This window comes from Pedobacter sp. SYSU D00535 (assembly GCF_017355855.1).
Lineage (GTDB): Bacteria > Bacteroidota > Bacteroidia > Sphingobacteriales > Sphingobacteriaceae > Desertivirga.
In genome coordinates this window covers 668,012-685,878 of record NZ_JAFEWD010000002.1, presented here as the reverse complement: position 1 = coordinate 685,878, position 17,867 = coordinate 668,012, and the positions used below count along the sequence as shown (strand labels likewise).

Genomic DNA, 17,867 nt, shown 5'->3' with positions numbered 1-17,867 from the left:
AAATCTGCAACAGTGATTGATGTCGTTTTAATGAAAAAAGTTTTTCTAATATTCATTTGTCTTTTCAGCTTGAAGGAAGTTTTTTCCCAGAAAACGGGGACTCTATTTGCTGATTCAGAAATAAAGCGTTTTCCGCAAGCCTGGCAGTTGGACCATGGAAAAAGATTATACTTTGGTTATGCTCAAGGCCTTGGATGTTTGGCAATTTTGAAAGTGTGGAAGGCTACTAAAGATCCGAAATACTTTAAGTACGTTGAGCAATGGGCTGACTCCCTGATAAACGACCAAGGACAAATTCATCAGTATAAAATCGAAACCTACAATCTAGACTATATTAATCCAGGCAAAATCTTATTCGAGTTATATAAGGAGACAGGCAAAAAAAAGTATAAGCTAGCAATGGATTTGCTAGTGAGCCAATTGAAAAGACATCCCAGGACGCTTGAAGGGGTGTTTTGGCATAAACTTGCTTATCCTCATCAAATATGGCTGGACGGTATTTATATGGCAGATCCATTTCTAGCAGAATATGCTGTTACGTTCGATCAGCCAGACTTAATTGATGATGTAGTAAATCAATTTTTGGTAACAGCTAAGAGAACCTACGATTTTAAAACGGGCTTGTATTATCATGCTTATGACGAAAGTCGAAAACAAATGTGGGCGGATAAAACAACGGGGCATTCTCCAAACTTTTGGGGACGAAGTATTGGCTGGTGGTTCATGGCATTAACTGATGTTCTTGATTTTGTTCCCAAAAATCATCCACAGCGTAGAGATCTGATACAAATCATAAAAGAGCTAGCAGATACGCTTCCCAAATATCAGGATGCAAATGGATTATGGTTTCAAGTATTGGACAAGCCTAATTATAAGGGAAATTATCACGAAGCTTCTGTATCAGCAATGTTTATGTACAGCTATGCAAAAGCGGTAAAAATGGGTTATCTGGATAAAAAGTACCTGGAAATTTCTGAAAGAGCTTATAGTGGCATCATGAAAAACTTAATCAGGAAAAATGCAGACGGTACATTAACCTTAACCAAATGCTGCGCTGTAGCGGGCCTTGGAGGCAGCCCCTATCGCGATGGCAGTGTAAATTACTATGTTAATGAACGAGTTAAAGACAATGACGCAAAGGCAACAGGTCCATTTATCATGGGATGTTTGTACCTCAACAGATGACAAAAGTGGCTACAAACTACACAACTTCAAGCTTTAACAGGATTAACCTTACTCTCACGTCTTTTCAATTCACACTTAGATAATATATGAAAAAAACAGGAATCATTTTAACTGCAATTTTAGGCCTTTGGCTGAAGGCGCAAGCACAAACACAGGTAACATCCGCCCGAACTACGAATCTAGGCATTAGTGGACCCGGGCTGAAAGAAAATCCTCCAGGAAAGAATTTTCTAAAAGTCAATGAAAAAGTAACTGGCTCTGCTGTGAAAGCCGGTCTTGTTCCAAATATAAAGCCGATAATTGAAGCACAGATCAGGGATGCGGTTGTTATTTTAGGGGGAGACGGAAATTATTACCTCACAGGCTCTACCGGGGATGACATATGGGATCACAACGATGGCGTTGAGTTATGGAAATCGAAGGATCTAAAAAGGTGGGACTATATGGGCTTAGTTTGGTCGTTTGATAAAGATGCGACTTGGCAGAAGGAATGGCGTTTCCACAAAAAAAGAGTAAGAGCGTTGTGGGCACCGGAATTAAGATACATTAAAGGAAACTACTATATCACTTTAAGCATGCCCCCCGGCGATAGGGGAATACTCAAAAGCGTGTCTGGCAAGCCTGAAGGCCCTTATGTTAACGCACTTGCAAATGATGCCAGATTACTAGGTGATATAGACGCTACTTTGTTTGAAGATACAGACGGTGTAGTTTACCTTGTTTGGGGCGGCGGTTGGATTGCACGCATGAAGGATGATATGAGTGGCTTGGCAGAAGAGCCGAAAAAGCCCGTGCTGATTAATCCAGACCTGAACCCTAAAAACCATGCATCTAATTGTTCACTTCGTCGCGATTGTCAGGATATAGGACATGAAGGCGCTTTCCTATTTAAAAAGGACGGGAAATATTACTTAACCGCAGCGGATTCCTACCAGGGAAGATATAGCAGTATGGCGGCGGTATCCGATAATATCTATGGTCCTTATCAGAACAGGCATGAGGCAGTTCCTTGCGGCGGCGGTACTAACTATTTCAAAGATAAGTCGGGAAACTGGTATAGCTGTTTCTTTGGAAATGATAACCAGGCGCCCTGGAGAGAAAAACCGGGGATTGTAAAAGTAGAATTTGATAAGCAGGGCTTAATAAAGGTAGCTTCCAAACAACCTGATTTTGTATTGAAAAAAGGCGCAAAAAAATTGAAATAAAAGGGTTAACAACGTTGCCTTCCTTACTCTCTTCACTGTTGTTTAGAAATATGTATTGAATACCGGTTTGCAATAAGCTTTTAAAGCATGTAAATAAGCTCCTCAAAATACTGATTGCTGACGCTTTCTTAAAAAGCCAGAGCGATACTAGTGAATGGAGGAGCTTACAGTTAAAACAAATTTGAGCTGGCAGTTTTAAGCTATTTAGCTAAAAATTAGAGCATGATGTTCGAGATAATGCTGCAACAACAGCATCTTTCAATTCGTCAAATCCAGTTTAATCCTATTTGCAGCTTCCTTCTTCTTATCATCAATTACCTTAGTATATATCTGCGTAGTCTTCACATTCTTATGTCCCAACATCTTGGAAACAGTATAAATATCTGTTCCAGATGCTAGTTGTAAGGTTGCGTATGTATGACGTAAGCAATGAAAGGTAATCTTCTTTGAGATTTGAGCTGCGTCCAGCCATCTTTGCAAAACAGTTCTCATCTTATGATAGCTTAACTTTTGAAATACCTTTTGATCGGGGCCAAGGCGTTCCCCTAATAAACTGTATGCCTGGTCTGATATAGGAAGATTTTGAGCTCCAGAAGTTTTTATCTGACTAAACTGCAAATGGTAATCTCCTTGCGAGCCCCGCACTTGTGACCATCTTAATGCATAAATATCAGAAAATCTCAAACCAGTCAATCCTGAAAATAGTGCTGCCGCTTTCACTGACTGATCTTGACATTCTGTTGAAGCTAGTTTCTGAAATTCTGAAATTGTAAGAAACTCCCTATGTGTATCCTTCTCTGCGATACCAGAAACTAACTCGTAAAGATTTGTGACTAATAGCCTGGCTTTAAATGCTGACTTAATTACGTTCCGAAATTTTGCGTAGTAGCTTGCAGCGGTATTGAAGGATATTTTCTTGTTTCTGTTGCCTATCGCAGGCGATGACAAGATATAATCTTTGTATTCTTCACAAAATACTTCATTCAAATCCAAGAAGCGAACGCCACTTCCTGCAAAAGCTTCAAGATACCGAACCGACATATCCCAGTTATAGTAATTCGGGCCTCGTCTCTTTTCAGCTTTCATTCTAAAATATTCCAGGAAACTTTCATTTCTCTTGCTGTCTGAAATAAAATCAAATTGCTTATTCTGAATTTCCAGCTGTCTTTTTGCTCGTAAATTTTCAGCTAAAGCTAAGGTTTCTTTATTATGCTTCTTTTCAAGAGCATCCTTGGGTTTATCATAAATGTATATTTTTAAATGTTCCCTCCTGGATAACTTTCCAGTATGAGGATGAACAAAGGCAGGATAATAATCTAAATATAAGGCTTTACGTCCGTTAGAAATCGCGCGTTTTCTTAAAGTTACCTTCATGACTTTGAGGTTGAAAGAGGAGATTTTTTAATTGCTAATGAATCGATCATCTTTTTCGGCACGTACACATACCGACCTTCTTGAAACTTTGGGATCTTGTTTCTTTTGATATAATGATATACTGCAGCCGAAGACATACCCAATAGGTTTTCAGCTTCCGCAATCGTGTAGCAATCTTCAACTTTAAATTTGATTTGAGGGGGATCAACCCTGAAAACAACCTCTGGCATTTGACATTGAAAGAGATCCTCTACATCAGAGCGTCTAACCCTAGTATTTCTTTCGCTGAACTTCATTGCTGCCAATCTTCCAGAGTCAATCATCTTTGACACTGCTCGTCTTGAGCATTTCAATAATGTTGCAACTTGCTTAACCGTAAGGACATCTTTGTCTTTCAATTCTAAAAGGGGGACGAGCTTTTTTTCTTCTGTTTCCTGATCACTCTTCTGAATTTTTGAATCCCTTATCCTTTGTTTATACGCCCTCTTTCCACAGCGGTCAGAGCAATACTGCGTAACAGTAGTTTTAGCAAGGAATTCCACTCCACAGTGCTGACAAATCCTTTTTACTTGAATGTTTGAGCTCATTTTTGCACTTATTTATCGTTTAACTTATAAAAACTACATTGCAGTAATCAGCTGTTGTTAAGTGCCCTTTTAGAGGTTGTTAGTCGTCGTTAGTGGTCGTTAAGTGTCGCTAAGGGAACTAATTTCTCCCATTGAATTTGCTCTCATTCAAAACTAGAATGAGGTACAAATAGGGTACAAAATCAATCCAAACAACACTAAATATTTACGAATAAACAACATAAAAAAAGCCGCTTAACACAGTGTTAAGCGGCTTTCTTGCATTTTTTCGTTTCTACTGGTACTTGTTTATACTATCTATTTGCCGATACAGAACTTGGAAAAGATATTATCGAGCAGGTCGTCTGTTGTGACTGTGCCCGTAATCTCACCCAGGTAATGTAGAGCCTGTTTGATGTCCATAGCGAGAAAATCGGATGTTACCGGATTGTCGATGCCATGAAGGACGCGTTCGAGGGAATCCAGTGTTCGCTGGAGTGCTTCGACGTGTCGGATATTGGTTACCAGCACATCGTCGGTGCTGATGTTGTGCAGGTTTACTTTGCGCAGGATTTCGTCCTTAAGTTCGTCTATTCCTTCCTTATTTTTGGCCGAGATGAAGTTGGGATTCAACTGGGCGAACTCATACTGTTCCTGCGGACTCAGCAGATCGCTTTTATTCACTACTGCTACGAGGGGAATCTGGAGTTGCTCCACTTCGCTTATCTGTTCCCTGATCTCTTCCAGCTTCTGCAACGGATCCACCAGGTAAATGATCAGCTTTGCCTGTTTCATTTTTTCGAGCGTGCGCTCCACGCCCTTCGCTTCTATAAAATCCTCCGTTTCGCGGATTCCAGCCGTATCTATAAAGCGGAACAAGATACCGCCAATCGTCATCTCATCTTCGATAGTATCCCGGGTCGTTCCGGCAATGTCAGAGACTATTGCGCGGTCCTCATTCAGCAGCGCATTTAGTAGTGTTGATTTCCCGACGTTCGGTTTTCCGGCAATTACTACCGGTACTCCGTTCTTCATTACGTTGCCCTGTTCGAAGGAGCGAATTAACCGCGTTAACACTCGGGTGATCTGCAGGATGAGTTGCTTCAACTGATCGCGGTTGGCAAACTCTACATCCTCCTCCGAAAAATCGAGTTCCAACTCAATAAGAGAAGCAAAATTGATCAGCTGCTCGCGAAGCACCTTCAGTTCGTTTGAAAAGCCGCCTCGCATTTGCTGGAGTGCTACCTGGTGAGAAGCCTGAGAGTTGGATGCAATGAGGTCGGCAACAGCTTCTGCCTGCGACAAATCCATCCCGCCATTGAGAAACGCCCGCAGCGTAAATTCTCCCGGCTGGGCTGCCCTTGCTCCTTTCCTGATCATCAGCTTGATCATACTTTCGATGATATAGGGCGACCCATGGGTGGAGATTTCTACCACGTTCTCCCTGGTATAAGAGTGGGGAGCAATAAAGAGCGAAACCAGTACCTCGTCGAGGATTGCTTCTCCGTCGCGGATTGTTCCAAAATGAATGGTATGGGATGCCTGTTGAGAAAGGTTTTTGCCTTTGAAAACGCTATTGGCGATGGCAATTGCGTCCGGCCCGGAAAGCCGGATCACGCCTATTGCGCCTAGTCCCGAAGGCGTTGCGAGCGCTACGATAGTGTCGGAGTTTGTCATACTGAGTGCGGGCAAAGTTCGCAAATATTTTGCTAAGAGCGGTTGCTTTCCTGCGCTTGTTTCATCTGATCGCCTCATCTACTCATATGATAAAAGAATCTGGCTGTTGCTAGCCCAATCAGTGGTGACGACGGGAAGCAGAAACCCGCGAGCCAATTCTGACCAGGATAATTTGAGACAGTTTTGTACGAACGTTTTCGGCTTCGAATTGTTAATCCTCAAAAGAAACGTCCGCTTATGCACATTGAATTGTCCCCTAAATATGAAGAAAGCCTGACAAAAATCATCAACCTGTTGGAGATCGATGCAAGTATCTCTGACTCTTTTAATGCTGGTGGCGAGACGATTATTCTGGCCGCTGATCGTGAGGATCTGGAACGGATCCTGGAGACAGACAGTGCAGACCTGGTGGCTCCGGGAAGTCCTGAAGGTTTCCCGCGGGATATTGATGAAATCAAAGCACTGTTGAACGAGCAGCTGAACGAGGATATCTAAAAGTAAATCAATATAAAAGGCTGAATTTCTTCAGCCTTCGTCCTACTAAAAACTATTAACCATACTGTTATGAAGTGATTTAGCACTCCAGTAACCGCTGGCAATGATTCTTCTAATGGTATATAAGGGATCGTTCTCATCTCTTTTAGTCGAGAGGATAAACGCGGCTTTAAAGCCTCTTTTTTTAAGTTCTGGTATCGCTTGCTCGTTCCACAAGCCAAAGGGATAAGCAAAGTACTCGATCTTCTTGCCTGTAATTTCTTCCAGTCGCTTTGTTGGTTTTTCTATTTGTTGCACCCAGTCTTCCGCTACATATTTCTTCACGTTTTTATGATCATATGTATGGCTACCGATCACATTTCCTTCGTCCGATAGTTGTTTAATTTGCTCACTATTCATGTACTTATATTTTCCCATGCGGCCAATGGAAACGGTCATGATGAAATAGACGGCTTTGAAACCGTACTTCTTCAACTCAGGAGCAGCAACGGTAAACTGATCCAGATCCGTATCATCAAATGTTATCATCACGGGCTTTGCTGGAAGTGGATCTCCATACAACAGGTAATTGTAAACCTGATCAGGAAGAACCGTCTGATAACCACTGTCTGCAAGCATTTTAATATGTTGCTTGAAGGTACTTACCGGGGTAATGTAATCTTTAGCTGTCTTAGAATCGGTGGCTCTCCAATCCCTCACCTGGTGGTAACACAAGATAGGTACCTGCTTTCTGGCAAGAATGGTGGCTGCGTCTGCCGGCTTTCGTTCCTGTTGGGTCCTTGCTTGCTGAACGGGTGCAGAAGCAGCGCCGATACTGTCCGCGACTGCCGCGTTCTCGTTGTTGTTCTCCGAACTAACTGTTTTGCTTTGCTGGCAGGCAGTGGCCAAAAATAAAGAGGCTAAAAGCGTAAAAGTAAGTGCCTTGTTATAAATCATAAGTATTTCCAAAGCTGCAAAAGTAGTGGAAAAGAATATGATTTAGCCGGCTAAATACGAGAATTGTGACTTCCCTTTTCTTCGGTCTCCTCCTTCGACTGGGCGAAAGTAATACTGCAAGTCAGGATTGAAAGATGAAAGCAAGGGATAGTTGGCGCTGAGTGGATTGTAGTATCTATGTAGCCGAGATTATGCGGCTAAAGTAATAGCTGCTGCATAAACTACCATCACAGGCTTGACATTGTGTAAAAATGAAAAGAGCCGATAAAAAATACCGGCTCTCTTACTGTTAGTCGTGTCCTTCCAACTTAACTAATTTATTGTAAAGACCTAAAAGCAGGAATGGTGCAACCCATTGGCCAACAAATAGACTTTTAGGCTTTTTACCTATTACCTGCAGTACTAATGACGTTGCAATCGCAGCGCCGGCAGTCCACAGGAACAGGTCTGAAGGAAGTTTTGCAGTTTGCTCTTCAATTGCTCTCGCTACAGGACCTTCTGAGTGTTCAGGATTGAAATTAGTTGCCATAATGTTTCTTGTTAGATAGATGTTTAATTAATTATAGAAAGTTTACCAATTCTTATGCCAATTAATTGAAATGAAATTTCTCTTCCGAGCAATTTGCTTGCGCTCTTGTTAATAACAAAAAAGAGTGTGATATGTTAAAGAAACTATGAATTCTATTGAAGAAAAACTGAACATCCCGGCAACGGGTGTCATTATGCAAAAACTGGGTTTAGAGTACGACGGACAACTGGAAATGGCCGAACCTGAGGCCACTTACAGCTACTCTGTCCCTGTTATCACGGATGACTGCCCCGGGCGCCTGCAGTATTTTCCTTTAAATAAAAATTCGGAGGATGGACTTTCAGAACATTTCGATCGTGAGGAACTGCTCCAGAAGATCGAAGGAAAAAAATACTGTGTGATTATTTGTAACTCGTATGATAAGCTGGACCAGGAAGGAAGTCGGACGTCGTATAATCCTTATGGTGGTTCACCTGCTTACATCGCGGCTGTTTGGGATGCTACCGAGGACCCTTTAATGGCCACCACCCTATACAGCTGTACCTTTCTGACGGAGGCAGCTCCTCACGAAGCGCCTTCCGAGCTTGAGAGAGTGCCACTGTTTTTAAAGGAAGAAGAAGTGCAGGCTTGGCTTCACCCTACTGATGACTTGCAGAAGAAAGAAATACTGAATCGCGTTTAAACGAAGAAGCCGCCTTTATATGGCGGCTTCTTTGTCTATTACTTGCTCAGTTCGGCAAAGTATTTATGGAACAAAGGAATGGTCTCTATCCCCTTGAAGTAGTTGGCGATATCGTATTTCTCATTGGGCGAATGCAGGTTATCGCTATCCAGTCCGAAGCCCATCAATACTGTTTTAATTTGAAGTTCCCTTTCAAACAGCGCTACAATAGGAATACTTCCACCACCCCGTGTAGGAATCGGCTTCTTACCAAATGATTCCTCTATTGCTTTTTCTGCAGCCCGGAATGCAACACTGTCTGTAGGAGTAACTACAGGCTCTCCCCCATGATGCGGACTTACTTTCACCTTCACCGATTTCGGTGCAATATTTTCGAAGTGTTGTTTAAATAATTGTGTGATTTTTTCTGAGCTCTGATTGGGAACCAATCGCATTGAGATCTTGGCGTAAGCCTTGGACGGAAGAACCGTTTTTGCCCCCTCTCCAATGTACCCCCCCCAGATACCATTTACCTCTAATGTTGGCCGTATGCCGGTTCGTTCGATGGTTGTGTAACCAAGTTCGCCCCATACATCCTCCACGCCTAAGTCCTTTTTATATACCTCTTCGTTATAAGGAGCTGCGTTTAACATCTCCCGCTCTTCCTCCGTCAGACTTTCCACGTCGTCATAGAAACCAGGAATGGTGATATGATTATTCTGGTCGTGTAAAGAGGCAATCATCTGGCAAAGGATAGTTGCCGGATTAGCCACTACACCGCCGTAAACGCCCGAGTGCAAGTCCCGATTAGGGCCTGTAACCTCTACCTCCAGGTACGACAAGCCACGCAAACCGGTCTCCAGGGAAGGATTTTCCAGACTGATCATGGCAGTATCAGAAATAAGGACCACATCCGCCTTTAATCGTTCTTTATTTGCCGCCACAAACTTATCCAGATTGCTCGACCCGACTTCCTCTTCTCCTTCAATCATAAATTTGATATTGCACGGAAGCGAGTTGGTTTGCATCATGATTTCAAATGCTTTCACATGCATGTAAAATTGACCTTTGTCGTCGCAGGCTCCCCGGGCGAATATCTTCCCCTCTCTTATCGTCGGCTCAAAGGGAGGAGTTTCCCAAAGCTCCAAAGGATCCGCTGGTTGTACATCATAATGCCCGTACACCAGTACCGTCGGTTTGGTTGGATCAATTATCTTTTCTCCATATACAATTGGGTAACCGGCCGTGGAGCACACTTCTACCTGTTCTGCCCCCGCTGCCTGTAGCTTTGCAGCTACATACTCGGCCGTTTTTAATACATCCTCTTTGTATTTTGGATCTGCACTGATCGACGGAAAACGCAGCAGCTCGAATAACTCATCCAAAAACCGCTGTTTATTTTCCTCTACGTATTTTTTGATTTCTTGCATACGAGACTATTTTCAGCAAATATAACTGCATGCATAGCAGTTTGATTTAGGTAAGGAAAAAATTTGAGACTGTTTAATCCCAGCCATATGTCTTGTCACCTATTCCGCCGGTCATTACGGTTGATTCTGGCTGACCTTCAGCTGGTTTTACCTCTTCTTCTTTCTTGCAGGAAGAGAATCCAATAACTACGAGGGCAAGGGCAAATAGTGTTTTTTTCATGTTTTTAGTCTGTTTATGTTTAGCGTAATCTGTTGTGTTTCTAATAATTAATCCCAGCCATAAGTCTTGTCTCCTATTCCGCCTGTCATTACGGTTGATTCTGGCTGGCTTTCAGCTGGTTTTACTTCTTCTTCTTTCTTGCAGGAAGAGAATCCGATAACTACGAGGGCAAGGGCAAATAGTGTTTTTTTCATGTTCTTAGTCTTTTTGTGTTTGGTGTAATCTGTTTATGCTTCCTAATACTTAATCCCAGCCATAGGTCTTGTCACCTATTCCGCCTGTCATTACGGTTGATTCTGGCTGGCTTTCAGCTGGTTTTACTTCTTCTTCTTTCTTGCAGGATGAGAATCCAACAACTACGAGGGCAAGGGCAAATAGTGTTTTTTTCATATTCTTAGTCTGTTTGTGTTCTTTAATAATTAATCCCAGCCATAGGTCTTGTCACCTATTCCGCCTGTCATTACGGTTGATTCTGGCTGGCTTTCAGCTGGTTTTACTTCTTCTTCTTTCTTGCAGGAAGAGAATCCGATAACTACGAGGGCCAGGGCAAATAGTGTTTTTTTCATGTTCTTAGTCTTTTTGTGTTTGGTGTAATCTGTTTATGCTTCCTAATAATTAATCCCAGCCATAGGTCTTGTCACCTATTCCGCCTGTCATTACGGTTGATTCTGGCTGACTTTCAGCTGGTTTTACTTCTTCTTCTTTCTTACAGGAAGAGAATCCAATAACTACGAGGGCAAGGGCAAATAGTGTTTTTTTCATGTTCTTAGTCTTTTTGTGTTTGGTGTAATCTGTTTGTGTTGTTTAATAATTAATCCCAGCCATAGGTCTTGTCACCTATTCCGCCTGTCATTACGGTTGATTCTGGCTGACTTTCAGCTGGTTTCACTTCTTCTTCTTTCTTGCAGGAAGAGAATCCAATAACTACGAGGGCCAGGGCAAATAGTGTTTTTTTCATGTTCTTAGTCTTTTTGTGTTTGGTGTAATCTGTTTATGCTTCCTAATACTTAATCCCAGCCATAGGTCTTGTCACCTATTCCGCCTGTCATTACGGTTGATTCTGGCTGGCTTTCAGCTGGTTTTACTTCTTCTTCTTTCTTGCAGGAAGAGAATCCAATAACTACGAGGGCAAGGGCAAATAGTGTTTTTTTCATGTTCTTAGTCTTTTTGTGTTTGGTGTAATCTGTTTATGCTTCCTAATACTTAATCCCAGCCATAGGTCTTGTCACCTATTCCGCCTGTCATTACGGTTGATTCTGGCTGGCTTTCAGCTGGTTTTACTTCTTCTTCTTTCTTGCAGGAAGAGAATCCAATAACTACGAGGGCAAGGGCAAATAGTGTTTTTTTCATGTTCTTAGTCTTTTGGTGTTTGGTGTAATCTGTTTGTGTTCTTTAATAATTAATCCCAGCCATAGGTCTTGTCACCTATTCCGCCTATAACTACGGCAAGGGCAAATAGTACTTTCACGATTCTTTGGAAATACTGTTATAACAGTTTAGGGCAACAATTTAATGAGAAATTAAGTACAAACTATATTTGTAACTTTAGTGCGGTTTCCAAACAGCGAATGAAAACTACACCTTTGATACTCGTTTTTTTATTAGTTAATCTTTTTTCTTACTCTCAACACAAATTGACACATGATAGTTTGCAAGTCATCGGGCTAAACAAACTTGCCTATGAAATGCGATTTACCAGTCCGGAACAGTCCATTGCAGAAGGTAAAAGGGCTCTTAAAATCGCACAAAAAATTCGCTTCAAAAATGGAATCGCAGAGGCCAACCGAATCATCGGAATAGGCAACTCCTACCTCGAAAGAACCGACACTGCTATTGCCAGGTACCTTATTGCGCTTAAATATTTTCAATCCGAAAAAAATTTCATAGGGGAGGCTAAGGTTCTGAATAATATTGGGAATTTGTATAGAACGGTCGATTTTCATCTCAGCTTGACATACTATACCCGGGCCTTCAAGTTAGCACAAAAACTAAAGATACACGACTTAGAGGCAGGCTGCTATTTAAACATCGGTTTAATACATGTACAAAACAGTCACTATACCAAAGCTAAAGCATTCCTTGATAAGAGCCTGCACCTATTTAGAAAAATAAACGACCCTATTGGTATAACCCAAGCCCTTCAGAACCTTGGTGTAGTCTATCATGAACTTCATCAGTTGGAAAAGGCAAAGCTATACCTCGTGGAGGCTAATAAGAGAGCTAAAGAAAACGACTTAAACAAGTTGGTCGGTAAGATCAATCTGGCACTGGCCGATCTTTATGTCGACCAGAGCAACTTTAAGCAAGCGGAGGTTGCGATAGAGGAAGGACTAACCTATGCTGAATTGGTTAAGAATGAACAGCTGAAACTCCACTTCCTTAAGGAGCTGTACTATCTCGAAAATAAACGAAAAAATTATTCAAAGGCGATCGTTCATCTTCGAGAACTATATCAAAAAGACAGTTCAAATAATGTTAAGCTGGAAGCAGAAAAAATCAACCTTCTCCAGGTGCAACAAAGGCAGGTACAAAAACAAAAAGAACAAGAACTCCAGCTCGAACGTCAGGAAAAACGACAGTTGCTTTACTGGTACTCCCTGGCCGTACTGGCCCTTTCTGTCGTCATCATCATCTTGCTAATGATCAATGTCAAAAAGAAAGCAAAAACCAATCAGCAGCTGAAACGTCTGAACGAGGAAATCTCACTTCAAAAAGAAAGCCTCAATAAGGTAAATCAAAACCTGGAGAGTATTATTGAGGAACGCACGCAGGATCTACAGTTAAAAAACATAAAACTATCCGAATACTCCTCTCATCTCTCCCACGAGATCCGAAGCCCTGTTGCTACCATGAAAGGATTGATGCTGCTGGAGCAGGAAAACCTGATCGATGACAAAGAGTTGATCCGTGAATTGAACCGGTGTATCGAAAATATCGATTACAAAATCATGAACCTCAATCATATGCTGCATAATCCCCAATACAAAGGAGCTTACTATGAGCCTCAAAAGAAACTGGAAGATTAGCTTTTAGTGCGCCTCTGTAGCAAGTGGAACGAGGAATGAAAAAGTGGCACCCTTCCCTTCTTCGCTATCAATCGTCATCTTTCCTCCATGGCGCAGCACGATCTCGTTTGCAATAAACAAACCAATTCCGAGCCCGGCAAAACGCTGTTCTACATTCTCTGCCCGGTAAAATTTTTGAAATAGCTGTTCATGCTTCTGTCTTGGTATGCCTATACCTAAATCTTTCACTGAGACATGACAAAAAGATCCGTGTTGCGAAACATTAATAGATACTACCGGTGATTCGGGTGAATACTTGATGGCGTTTGACAAGAGGTTACAAATGACCTGCTCCAAGCGGTTTCTATCCGCCCTAACCTGAAGGTCAGAATTTCCCTCGAGCACGACGATATGATTGGAGCTGGTATTATTGGCAAAATCAATGCAGTCCTCTATTACTTCTGAAATAGGGAAATCCTCCAGGTGGTACTGCATCTTGCCCGATTCAATTTTTGAAACATCCAACAGATCGTTGATCAGGCCGGCAAGTTTGTCCGTTTGCTTTCCCGCCTTCCGAATGAAGTCGCGACAGGAAGGATCCTCCAATTTATCAGCAATTCCCTCCGCGATCTTCAAATATCCTTTCATGGTTGTCAACGGGGTTTTGAGTTCATGGCTGGCAATACTGAGAAAGTCGTCCTTTTTCTGCATCAGCAAACGCATCTTCTCCCGGGCATAGAATTCCGTCACGTCCCTGAAAATGATAATCTTCCCAGTATACAGCTGATCCTCAAACATGGAAGTACTAGAAACCGAAAAGGTACGCAGCTTTTCCTCATCCCATAATTCCAACTCCAGCCCCCGATTCTTCTGTGACGAAACTAGTCCTTGAAACTCTTGATTTCCGGGAAAGACCGCCTTCGCATCTTGGCCGATGATATCCATAGATACGTGCTTCAAAATATGTCGCATCTCGGGGTTCATACTGGCTACACGATCCAGTCGGTCCAGCACCAAAACTCCTTCCTGAATTACGTCAAACACTTTTTCCTTCGCAATCGGAGCGAATTCAAATAGCTTGTATCTGAAAAAGCCCAGACTAACAATAATCGAAGTTAGAATGAACGCGTAAGGAGTTAGGTCGAGATACAAAAAAGGTTTGTAGCCAACCTGATAGGTAACGTTGAAAAGCCAGGGACCGAGGGCACCGAGCACAATTACGTTCCGCTGTTTTTTATAAATTTTATCATCAATTTTAAACTGAGCAACAAGCAGGTAAAGTCCCCAGAGTAACATAGTATAGAAATAAGCAGTGTTCACCATATACCAGGGGCCTTTGGTGATTTCCAGAAAAGCCATCCCTCTGTACTGCACGAGCTCCAATGTAGAATAATACAAATAGTGGTGCTCGTTGGTAAGCAACAGGACCATGGTTGTCACTGGTATCAGAAAGATTAGCGCTAGCCGGTTACCTGCCAGCCACTTCTCCTTTCCGATGAACCGGATAATAGCAATTTGCCAAAGAGCGGGAGTACTGGCTATCCCGACATATTCGAGGTAAGTGCTAAATAGTATTTGATTGTAGGTGTGACTGGACAGCTGAACCCCGTAACCTAGTGCCCATATGGATATAGCAATCATGATATAGGAAAAAGGCTTTAAGCGCTTCTCGAGGCGCTGAAATAATAGCAGCGCGACGAACAGGTTAAATGAGCCCGAGAATAGTAATATCGAGGAAAAAACGTTGAGGTCTAAATTCATTACCGCAAGAAGAGCGCTTGCAGTATACGTAAGAAAAAGTCGGAGGGTTATGTATTTTCAGGGCTTCGACGAGCTGGGAGCAAGAAAAATGAGTGGCTGTTTCAGATAGTCGTAAAAACGTGTCTCTAAAACAGCCACTTAGATTAACTTTGGCCGCAATATGCTCTGAGCATCCAGGTGTTTTTCTCTTTAAACTGCATAAACTTATTGATCATGTCATTTGTGCCATCATCGCCGGATTCAGCCGTTGTCTCCATGATCTCCCTTTCGATCTCTATTAGTGCAGAAAAATCGTCCAGTATCGCCTTTACAAGCTCTACGTCCTCCACTCCTTCTGTCCGGATCTCGTGAATGGTAGAAGTCTGAAGATAATCCTGATAAGTACTCAAAGGTGCTTTTCCCAGCGTTAGGATTCGCTCAGCGAGTTCATCGATGCTCGCAATTGCATTGGTGTATAGTTCTTCAAACTTCGCGTGCAGGGTAAAGAAGCTTTTACCTTTAACGTTCCAATGGCATCCTCTTAGCTTTTGATAATGAATATGGTAGTTCGCCAGCAATTCATTCAGCTGATCGACTATCGGTTTTACTTTTACTTCTTCGAGTCCGATTTCTTCTGCTTTCATAGTTATTTTTTAGTTGAAAACAGATTTGATGCTTTCCGGTTTTTAAACGATTTTTTTCCTTACAAAAACATTGTAATTCTCTTGCCGCTCCACCTGTATATTAGTTCCCTTCAGGATGTATCCGTCCAAAGCCACCCCGTCATACCACTTACCATCCACTTCCACTTTACCTGAGGGGCGCATGTCGGTCACTGCAACTCCTACCTTGTTAATCAGCTCCACCGTTTTTTTGCCGCTCACATAACCGAATTGGGAGCGCTGTTCGTCCTGTAATACCAATCGCTGAAAAGCAGGGCTCCGCATAATCGATTTACCCAAGAGCACCGACAATACGATGGATAAGATCATCGAGCCCAGTACAAGTATCACCGCGCTGCTTAGCTGTTCTGAGCCTGTTACCGTAAAATCGAACCAATTGTTCATTACCAGGCTAAGGGCTAATCCGGCAACAATACTGATGATCCCAAGAATTCCGGCTACGCCAAAGCCGGGTATTACAAAAACCTCGAGTAAAATCAACACAATGCCGACAATGAACAAGCCTATCTCCCAATGGTCCGCCAGGCCTTCGAGGTACAGCGGTGCAAAATAAAGCAATGCAGCTACAATAGATACCAACAATGCAAACCCGATCCCGGGCGTCTGCATTTCGAAATAAATCCCGCCTATAATCAGCAAAATCAGTATCCCGCTTACGGCAGGACTGATCAGGAAGCCAAGGATTTTATCCAGAGTGGTTATCTCATGTTCAACCAGGGCCGCCTTGGAAAGGCCTTCCGCTTTCAACACTTCCGCTACGTTGGAAGTGATGCCAGCGCAATAGCCTACTTTTACCGCCTCATCGCTGGTGAGTGTCAGTACCTTCCCTTTCGCTACAATTCCCGGAATTTCAATATCAGGATCTACAAAGGCTTCTGCGATCTGAGGGTTGCGGTTTTTGGCTTGGGCCGTTGACCGCATTAAGCCACGCATAAACGACTGATATTTTTCAGGCATGATCTCTCCCTGCGGATTCACGACACTCGCTGCACCAATACTTGAGCCTTTCGTCATGTAAATCTTGTCGGAAGCGATTGCTATCAACGCGCCGGCAGAGGCGGCATTATGGTCGACGAATACGATCGTTTTCATATCCGAATTTAAAATCTTGCTTCGGATAGAATCGGCGAAATCAACCATTCCCCCGTAAGTATTCATTCTAATCAAAACTACACTGGAACTCTGTTCCTTTGCTTTTGCAAAAGCTTTTTGGGTAAGCCGCCACGCGGAAGGTCCGATTTCTTCCTTCATATCAAAAGCATACACTTTCGCGTTTTGTTGTGCAGCTAGTGGTAGTTGAAAACAAAGGGCTAATAATATGACTAATACCTTTAGGTGTTGCATTGTAATTTCGTTTAATTTGAAAAATGCTTTCGCAAGATAAATATACGTTAAAACCGAAGCTGGCAGAAAAGTTCGCCGGAATAATCTGGAAAATAGAGGTAGACGAGGTGAATTCAGTACTGGCTCTCGAAACGCGGGACATAGCCGAACACCGAGCTGCCTGGTCTGCTTTTGATTTAGCAGCTGAGAAGGTACTTTTTAAAGAAATAGAAGTGGAATCGGGATGGAACTGGAGTCTGGACACCGTTCACCAGTCGATGATTTTCTTACATAGCTATGTTACCGATCAAAGCCCCGAACATAAGGGAATCATCGCGCTGAATAAAGAGGGGAAAGTTGAATGGCAGCATTTTAACCGTAGCCTATATGGTACAGCCGCTGAGGGGGTGCTCGTCTATAATCCAAACGTCCAGCCAAGAACTTTAGAACTGTTATCGACACAGACCGGAGCGCTCCTTAAATACGGCGCAGTGGATTCCATACATTCTGCCAGAAATATAACAGTACCGCAGGTGTATGATGACCCCAAACTTGCGCCGGTAACCCTAAAGGGAGAAATAGCAGGACCGCTCTTCTATGTCTTTTTCAATCAAAAACATTGCTATTCCTATCATATAAGAACCCGGGGCGGCTTTCAGCAAAAACTGGTCATTGCAGAAGCAAATACAATAATACTTGAAGAAAATTTAACAGGAGATATACAAAAACTAAACCCGGAGGCGTTTTTTATCCTGCAGAACCACTTGTTCTGCATACGTGGTGAGAAGCAAGAAATTGTTGCGTATTTAGTATAATTGCACCCTAAAACAACGGAGAC

At 42.6% G+C, this 17,867-nt stretch carries 23 protein-coding genes; 6 read left to right on the top strand and 17 right to left on the bottom strand.

The genetic code is table 11. The annotated features are described in order from the left end of the window. Positions 1–30 precede the first annotated feature (30 nt). On the top strand, positions 31–1,185 hold the full coding sequence (locus tag J4N23_RS07650) for a glycoside hydrolase family 105 protein (RefSeq protein ID WP_207424953.1): 1,155 nt from the start codon (positions 31–33) through the stop codon (positions 1,183–1,185). 86 nt (positions 1,186–1,271) lie between these two features. Then, complete coding sequence (locus J4N23_RS07645; protein ID WP_207424952.1) at positions 1,272–2,390, top strand: family 43 glycosylhydrolase; 1,119 nt, start codon at positions 1,272–1,274, stop codon at positions 2,388–2,390. 258 nt (positions 2,391–2,648) lie between these two features. Here the strand turns inward: J4N23_RS07645 and J4N23_RS07640 are convergent, their stop codons facing one another. The 3 genes from J4N23_RS07640 to mnmE all read right to left on the bottom strand — a co-directional run bounded on the left by J4N23_RS07640 (position 2,649) and on the right by mnmE (position 6,007). Continuing rightward, the gene (locus tag J4N23_RS07640; RefSeq protein ID WP_207424951.1) at positions 2,649–3,764 is read right to left on the bottom strand and encodes a site-specific integrase; all 1,116 of its coding nucleotides are present in this window, start codon (positions 3,762–3,764) and stop codon (positions 2,649–2,651) included. Beyond that, positions 3,761–4,351 carry a helix-turn-helix domain-containing protein gene (locus J4N23_RS07635; RefSeq protein ID WP_207424950.1) on the bottom strand — a complete coding sequence of 197 codons (591 nt, stop codon included), beginning with the start codon at positions 4,349–4,351 and terminating at the stop codon, positions 3,761–3,763. Before J4N23_RS07635 ends, J4N23_RS07640 begins: the two co-directional genes overlap by 4 nt. 297 nt (positions 4,352–4,648) lie before the next feature. Next, complete coding sequence (gene mnmE, locus J4N23_RS07630) at positions 4,649–6,007, bottom strand: tRNA uridine-5-carboxymethylaminomethyl(34) synthesis GTPase MnmE (protein WP_207425013.1); 1,359 nt, start codon at positions 6,005–6,007, stop codon at positions 4,649–4,651. Positions 6,008–6,244: 237 nt separating this feature from the next. On the opposite strand from mnmE, the gene J4N23_RS07625 reads away from it, so the two are divergent. After that, complete coding sequence (locus J4N23_RS07625) at positions 6,245–6,502, top strand: hypothetical protein (protein ID WP_207425012.1); 258 nt, start codon at positions 6,245–6,247, stop codon at positions 6,500–6,502. Between the two features lie 45 nt (positions 6,503–6,547). On the opposite strand, the gene J4N23_RS07620 is transcribed toward J4N23_RS07625, so the two are convergent. After that, the gene (locus J4N23_RS07620; protein WP_207425011.1) at positions 6,548–7,438 is read right to left on the bottom strand and encodes a polysaccharide deacetylase family protein; all 891 of its coding nucleotides are present in this window, start codon (positions 7,436–7,438) and stop codon (positions 6,548–6,550) included. Between the two features lie 289 nt (positions 7,439–7,727). Continuing rightward, complete coding sequence (locus J4N23_RS07615; protein ID WP_207425010.1) at positions 7,728–7,967, bottom strand: hypothetical protein; 240 nt, start codon at positions 7,965–7,967, stop codon at positions 7,728–7,730. A gap of 145 nt (positions 7,968–8,112) precedes the next feature. On the opposite strand from J4N23_RS07615, the gene J4N23_RS07610 reads away from it, so the two are divergent. Continuing rightward, entirely contained in the window at positions 8,113–8,649 is a 537-nt protein-coding gene (locus tag J4N23_RS07610) for an SOS response-associated peptidase family protein (protein ID WP_207425009.1), read from the top strand. A 38-nt stretch (positions 8,650–8,687) separates the two neighbouring features. Here the strand turns inward: J4N23_RS07610 and J4N23_RS07605 are convergent, their stop codons facing one another. The 9 genes from J4N23_RS07605 to J4N23_RS07565 form a co-directional block, all read right to left on the bottom strand. After that, on the bottom strand, positions 8,688–10,058 hold the full coding sequence (locus J4N23_RS07605) for a dipeptidase (RefSeq protein WP_207425008.1): 1,371 nt from the start codon (positions 10,056–10,058) through the stop codon (positions 8,688–8,690). A gap of 73 nt (positions 10,059–10,131) precedes the next feature. Beyond that, positions 10,132–10,278, bottom strand: coding sequence for a hypothetical protein (locus tag J4N23_RS07600; protein ID WP_207425007.1), 147 nt, complete (start codon positions 10,276–10,278; stop codon positions 10,132–10,134). A 47-nt stretch (positions 10,279–10,325) separates the two neighbouring features. Then, positions 10,326–10,472 carry a hypothetical protein gene (locus J4N23_RS07595; RefSeq protein WP_207425006.1) on the bottom strand — a complete coding sequence of 49 codons (147 nt, stop codon included), beginning with the start codon at positions 10,470–10,472 and terminating at the stop codon, positions 10,326–10,328. A 49-nt stretch (positions 10,473–10,521) separates the two neighbouring features. Beyond that, positions 10,522–10,668 (bottom strand): hypothetical protein, encoded by a 147-nt coding sequence (locus J4N23_RS07590; RefSeq protein WP_207426413.1) that lies wholly within the window; start codon positions 10,666–10,668, stop codon positions 10,522–10,524. Between the two features lie 29 nt (positions 10,669–10,697). Next, on the bottom strand, positions 10,698–10,844 hold the full coding sequence (locus tag J4N23_RS07585; RefSeq protein ID WP_207425006.1) for a hypothetical protein: 147 nt from the start codon (positions 10,842–10,844) through the stop codon (positions 10,698–10,700). Between the two features lie 49 nt (positions 10,845–10,893). Then, positions 10,894–11,040, bottom strand: a complete 147-nt coding sequence (locus J4N23_RS07580) for a hypothetical protein (protein ID WP_207425006.1) — start codon at positions 11,038–11,040, stop codon at positions 10,894–10,896. A 49-nt stretch (positions 11,041–11,089) separates the two neighbouring features. Next, positions 11,090–11,236: a hypothetical protein gene (locus J4N23_RS07575; RefSeq protein WP_207425006.1), complete on the bottom strand. Its 147-nt coding sequence runs from the start codon at positions 11,234–11,236 to the stop codon at positions 11,090–11,092. Positions 11,237–11,285: 49 nt separating this feature from the next. Further along, positions 11,286–11,432 (bottom strand): hypothetical protein, encoded by a 147-nt coding sequence (locus J4N23_RS07570; RefSeq protein ID WP_207425006.1) that lies wholly within the window; start codon positions 11,430–11,432, stop codon positions 11,286–11,288. A gap of 49 nt (positions 11,433–11,481) precedes the next feature. Beyond that, on the bottom strand, positions 11,482–11,628 hold the full coding sequence (locus tag J4N23_RS07565) for a hypothetical protein (RefSeq protein ID WP_207425006.1): 147 nt from the start codon (positions 11,626–11,628) through the stop codon (positions 11,482–11,484). Between the two features lie 218 nt (positions 11,629–11,846). On the opposite strand from J4N23_RS07565, the gene J4N23_RS07560 reads away from it, so the two are divergent. Continuing rightward, positions 11,847–13,304, top strand: a complete 1,458-nt coding sequence (locus J4N23_RS07560; protein ID WP_207426412.1) for a tetratricopeptide repeat protein — start codon at positions 11,847–11,849, stop codon at positions 13,302–13,304. Positions 13,305–13,307: 3 nt separating this feature from the next. Here J4N23_RS07560 and J4N23_RS07555 read toward each other — a convergent pair whose 3' ends face one another. The 3 genes from J4N23_RS07555 to J4N23_RS07545 all read right to left on the bottom strand — a co-directional run bounded on the left by J4N23_RS07555 (position 13,308) and on the right by J4N23_RS07545 (position 17,050). Further along, entirely contained in the window at positions 13,308–15,044 is a 1,737-nt protein-coding gene (locus tag J4N23_RS07555; protein WP_207426411.1) for a histidine kinase N-terminal 7TM domain-containing protein, read from the bottom strand. Positions 15,045–15,187: 143 nt separating this feature from the next. Beyond that, complete coding sequence (locus tag J4N23_RS07550) at positions 15,188–15,667, bottom strand: Dps family protein (protein WP_207426410.1); 480 nt, start codon at positions 15,665–15,667, stop codon at positions 15,188–15,190. Between the two features lie 42 nt (positions 15,668–15,709). After that, on the bottom strand, positions 15,710–17,050 hold the full coding sequence (locus J4N23_RS07545; protein ID WP_207426409.1) for a nodulation protein NfeD: 1,341 nt from the start codon (positions 17,048–17,050) through the stop codon (positions 15,710–15,712). Between the two features lie 23 nt (positions 17,051–17,073). On the opposite strand from J4N23_RS07545, the gene J4N23_RS07540 reads away from it, so the two are divergent. Continuing rightward, a complete protein-coding gene (locus tag J4N23_RS07540; RefSeq protein ID WP_207426408.1) occupies positions 17,074–17,844 on the top strand; it encodes a DUF4905 domain-containing protein in 771 nt (256 codons plus the stop codon). The last annotated feature ends 23 nt before the right edge of the window (positions 17,845–17,867 follow it).